Annotated in this window: 5 protein-coding genes and 5 tRNA genes; 3 read left to right on the top strand and 7 right to left on the bottom strand. The window is 47.1% G+C overall.

Annotated features, from left to right (window positions below):
* A partial coding sequence (locus tag RTU96_RS14645) for an IS256 family transposase (RefSeq protein WP_312637387.1) occupies nt 1–692 on the top strand: 692 nt, incomplete at its 5' end.
* A 297-nt stretch (nt 693–989) separates the two neighbouring features.
* Here the strand turns inward: RTU96_RS14645 and RTU96_RS14640 are convergent.
* Entirely contained in the window at nt 990–1,451 is a 462-nt protein-coding gene (locus tag RTU96_RS14640; RefSeq protein WP_312637386.1) for a hypothetical protein, read from the bottom strand.
* Nucleotides 1,451–1,897, bottom strand: coding sequence for a type II toxin-antitoxin system antitoxin SocA domain-containing protein (locus RTU96_RS14635; protein WP_312637385.1), 447 nt, complete (start codon nt 1,895–1,897; stop codon nt 1,451–1,453). The genes RTU96_RS14640 and RTU96_RS14635 overlap by 1 nt, the downstream gene beginning before the upstream one ends.
* A 697-nt stretch (nt 1,898–2,594) precedes the next feature.
* Between RTU96_RS14635 and RTU96_RS14630 the strand changes: the two genes are divergently transcribed.
* Both RTU96_RS14630 and RTU96_RS14625 read left to right on the top strand, forming a co-directional pair.
* Entirely contained in the window at nt 2,595–3,575 is a 981-nt protein-coding gene (locus RTU96_RS14630) for a tyrosine-type recombinase/integrase (protein WP_312637384.1), read from the top strand.
* Entirely contained in the window at nt 3,490–3,936 is a 447-nt protein-coding gene (locus tag RTU96_RS14625; protein ID WP_312637388.1) for a tyrosine-type recombinase/integrase, read from the top strand. Before RTU96_RS14630 ends, RTU96_RS14625 begins: the two co-directional genes overlap by 86 nt.
* Before the next feature lie 4 nt (nt 3,937–3,940).
* Here the strand turns inward: RTU96_RS14625 and RTU96_RS14620 are convergent.
* The 5 genes from RTU96_RS14620 to RTU96_RS14600 all read right to left on the bottom strand — a co-directional run bounded on the left by RTU96_RS14620 (nt 3,941) and on the right by RTU96_RS14600 (nt 4,478).
* Nucleotides 3,941–4,016, bottom strand: a tRNA-Thr gene (locus RTU96_RS14620).
* Nucleotides 4,017–4,022: 6 nt separating this feature from the next.
* A tRNA-Asp gene (locus tag RTU96_RS14615) sits at nt 4,023–4,099 on the bottom strand.
* 61 nt (nt 4,100–4,160) lie between these two features.
* Nucleotides 4,161–4,236, bottom strand: a tRNA-Trp gene (locus RTU96_RS14610).
* A 38-nt stretch (nt 4,237–4,274) separates the two neighbouring features.
* Nucleotides 4,275–4,351 (bottom strand) — tRNA-Ile (locus RTU96_RS14605).
* 51 nt (nt 4,352–4,402) lie between these two features.
* Nucleotides 4,403–4,478: transfer RNA gene (locus tag RTU96_RS14600), tRNA-Asn, on the bottom strand.
* Nucleotides 4,479–4,568 lie beyond the last annotated feature (90 nt).

The raw sequence follows: 4,568 nt of genomic DNA, 5'->3' as shown, positions 1-4,568 counted from the left end.
GCCGAAACTGGGGCGGAGAGTACGAGAATGTGGCCATCTTAGTAGCGATTGCGGTCAATGAGGATGGCTACCGTGAGGTTCTGGGCGCCGCCGAGTGGATGAAGGAGGACAAAGCCAGCTGGGTCAATTTCTTTCAGTGGTTCAAGGGACGCGGACTTGAGGGAGTGAAACTCGTTGTCGGGGACAAGTGCCTTGGCATGCTGGAGGCTGTGTATGAAGTCTTTCCCGATGCAAAATACCAGCGCTGCACAGTCCACTTTTACCGCAATGTTTTCTCCGTTGTTCCGCGTTCCAAGGGGAAGCTGGTTGCCAAAATGCTCAAAGCCATCCATGCCCAAGAGAGCAAGGCTGCTGCACTGGCAAAGGCCAAAGATGTGGTTGTCGCCTTGAAAGACCTGAAACTGAAAGAGGCTGCCAAAAAGGTTGCGGACAGTGTGGAGGAGACGCTCACCTACATGGCATTCCCCTTTGAGCATTGGACACGCATTCGCACCAATAACGCCATTGAGCGGCTTAATCGTGAGATCCGCCGCCGTACCCGCGTGGTGGGCGCTTTTCCTGACGGAAACTCCGCCCTTATGCTGGTCTGTGCGCGCCTGCAGTATGTCGCAGGCACTCAGTGGGGCAACAAAAAATACATGAATATGAAGCACCTGGAGGCCGTCCTCGATGACGCCTCCATTGCCGGGTAACTCCATTCTCTCAGAGGCTGCAAACCTTTTTGCGCATAACTCTTGACACTACCTTGTGTTCTATTGCCTTGTGCACGTTACCCTGCAATAAATACAGGACATTTCTTTTGTATCTTGCTGTTTCATTCCGTTGCTTAAAAAAGTCTGTTTTGTGGTGTCCGTATGGGTTTTGTATGGGTTTCTATAGAACTGGTAGACCTCCGACCTCATCCCTATATTATCGTATAGACAGGTCGGAGTACAAATCAAGCCATAAAAACCGTCACTATCCGAGTCAATAGGAGCGAAATACAGAAGCTATCTCCCATGTGGATAAGCCGTAAAATCAAAATCATATCCTATAATGTTAAATGCAGCACAGGGGTTATCCTTGAATCCGATGATCCTCCCATTATTACATCCTCTAAATGTATCAAATCGAAATACAAAAAGTTTTGTGTCGCCAGTCAGATGAATTCCTTCAGGTGCTGAAAAGTTTAGTTGAGAATAAGTAATTGTTTCATATCCGGTTGATTTTGAAAGAGCACCCCAATCTTTCCAAGGAGAAGACGATATTTTCTCCATAATAGAATATAACCCTTGGAGAGTTTTTAATTGATCGCCAGGAGTTCTTCTTTCTAAAAACGAAATTGAATGTGCCTTATTGGTTGTCATAAATCGGAAAGAAAAGAAAGGGTGCTGATCGGACGAACATCCCGTCCTTTCTGGCACCCCATCCTTTTTAATTTTGTTTTTGTTACCTGGTTGCTTAAGACTCATTATTCAACATACACCCGCTTGAAATAATCTGTTATTGCGTCTTTTGCAATTACGCAGCTCTGCTGTGTTTCTATCCAAGGAGTTTCTTCGTGGGTCATGTTCCTCAATTTCCATGCAGAATACTGCCCAAAAACATCGTAAACCTGAGTCAAAAGCTCGTTTTCTTCTTTAGCGAAAGAATTAAAGTCGAAGTCCTCATCAAAAACAATCCCATTTGAGCCATTGTATGCATATTCGCGATATACGGACTCAACAACAGGTCCATGTTTCCATGCTACAATATCATCTTTGAATAGAGGCCTGTCGTTAATGGCTAAAAAAGTGCCTTGAGCGTAATATAAAAGTTTCTGAATCTTAAGGTTTGATATATACTCGGAATCACCGTCGTCCATCACGGACCTGTTGTGTGCCAAGAACCACTTCGCGACATCACTTGCTGTATGCATCAAATAAGCCTCCCTTCTGCTAATTCACATTATAAGTTATTACTATTATACGCAGGAAACCTCAGAAATTGCAACACAAGTAATAGAAATTTTACAACGAAAACTACAAGATATAGATAATTTAAGAAAGTTTCTATACCCCTTCCTATCTATAGCCCATATTATGTACAGAAATATACACTTGACTTGAACTGTGCCATAAAATCCCGGCAGTGCTTTAAATCATCCCAGCTGCACCCAAGACCGAGGCAGCCCGCATAACATATTGACGCATACTCCAGACTCCGCAGATTCCGAGACTGAGAGTAAGTAATATTCTAAAGATTAAATAGAGCAGAAAATTTCTGCTTCTTTTTTAAGTAACCCAAAATTTTCGGGGCTATGCCCCTCCCCTTGGAATAAAAGGGTTCCCCAAAACTGGAGAGTCAAAATTGGACGGTCCCACCTGATCCGCTCTTGACCAGAAGAAATAATTTAACCGCTAATTTTTCAGGGGTTAGGTCGGCTCAATTTTGAGCTGATCTCACTGAACCCAAAATTGCGCTCAGTAGGTTTCGGTTTCACGGCTGAATTTTCAGCCACGAGATATCGCCACTTTTGGCGGCATCAATTTTAAACCCACATTATGGGGTCTCCTCAAAAATGAGGAGACATAAAAAACGCCCCAGGCCGAAGCCCGAGGCGTGGAGGTTATTAAGTGCCATCAACCAGAAAGAGAACAAATAAAGCCGGCGAGGTGTTCTATGAAATCCGTGTAAGTCGAGGCAGGGGAAACACCTATCTTTCTACCCGCTGGTATCCACCGGAGGGATGGAGTAAGAAATCCATCAATCGGGAGATTGCTTCTGTTGCCGCTGAGTTTGAGCGTCAATGTGATGCAGGCGAGGTCATAAGCCGGTCAGAACAGCGGCAGAAAGCCGCACAAGAGGCCGCAGAGGCCGCGAAAATCCTCACCCTGCGCCAGTGTGGAGAAAGAGTATTCATGCCAAGCAAGTCCATTACAATGAGCGAGAACAGCAGGTCCAATTATCAAAGCTACCTAGATAAAAAGATATATCCGGTTATCGGAGATACAAAGCTACCGGAGATCACTCCGGCGCAGATCTCCGCCTTGTTGCTGGATATTCAGGCCAGCGGCAAAGCCCATGGTACGGTTGTCAAGGTCTATACCATCCTTCACGGCCTGTTCGGAATGGCTTATCTGGGTGATATGATAGATCGCAACCCCATGGACAAAGTTGAGCGTCCAAAGCCCAGGAAGGACGAGACCAAGCCCACAGAACCAGAAGCATACACTGCCGAAGAGGTTCAGAGGATCATGACGGCCCTGGAGGCAGAGCCGCTAAAATGGCGCGTCCTTGTGCATCTGCTGATCGATACTGGCATCAGACGCGGCGAGTGCTGCGCCCTTAAATGGGAGAGTGTGGATCTAAAGTCTGGGGCCATTACAATTTCTGGGAATCTGTGTTACACGAAGCAGAAAGGCGTGTATCTGGACACTCCCAAGAATGGTCGCAGTCGCACGGTATATGCCGGAGATGATACCCATAGCCATGCTGCGCCAACTCCGCGCAGAACAAGCGGGGAAGGCCATCAGTGCATATGTTTTTACTCAGGAGCACAGCCCAAAACCAATGCACCCACAAAGCCCCACACGCTACCTAAAAAAATTCTCTGAAAAATACCAGGTGTCAGGGTTGCACCCTCATAAGCTGCGTCACACGTTTGCCAGCGTCGCTATCACCAGTAATGCAGATATTGCCAGCGTATCGGAGGCCCTGGGGCATAGTGACAAGGCGGTCACACTCCGAATGTACACCCACGCCAGCAAAGAAAGTATTAGCCAGGCAGCGCAGATATTTCGTGAAGCAATAAAAAAGGCCGGACAGGTTAACCCTGTCCGGCCTAATATTTCTTATCGGTATGGGTTTTTGTATGGGTTTCTTAATTTTTGCCATATCCGTCAAAATAACAAAGCAAGTCAAAAAGTATTAAATACAGAAGAAAAACACCCAAATCAGTTAAGTTTCAGGTGTTAATCTATGGAGCTGCTACCCGGATTCGGACCGGGGACCTCATCCTTACCAAGGATGCGCTCTACCAGCTGAGCTATAGCAGCATTTTATGGCGACCCGGAACGGGCTCGAACCGTCGACCTCTAGCGTGACAGGCTAGCGTTCTAACCAACTGAACTACCGGGCCATATGGTGACGCAACAACGCGTAAACTATATCACATACAACCATTGTTGTAAAGACTTTTATGGCAGGGGCAGAAGGACTTGAACCCTCGGCACGCGGTTTTGGAGACCGCTGCTCTACCAACTGAGCTATACCCCTATTTCGCTTGTAGAACCCCAACAGGCGATGACCATAATTGGTGGGCCTTCGGGGACTCGAACCCGGGACCGATCGGTTATGAGCCGACTGCTCTAACCAACTGAGCTAAAGGCCCGACCTAATGAGAGAAATATTGCCGCCACCATGTGGCGGCAATACACTCTTTTGGCTCCCCCTGTTGGACTCGAACCAACGACAACGCGGTTAACAGCCGCGTGCTCTACCAACTGAGCTAAGGAGGAATGTGCAAAACTCTGACTTAAAAAAATCAGAGTTTTGTGTTGGCGCTACCTGTCTTCCCGGGCCGTTGCCAGCCAAGTATTGTGGGCAGA

Origin of the sequence: Oscillibacter sp. (assembly GCF_032018205.1) — a bacterium.
Taxonomy (GTDB): domain Bacteria; phylum Bacillota; class Clostridia; order Oscillospirales; family Oscillospiraceae; genus Oscillibacter.
This window is presented reverse-complemented; position numbering and strand designations above follow the sequence as displayed.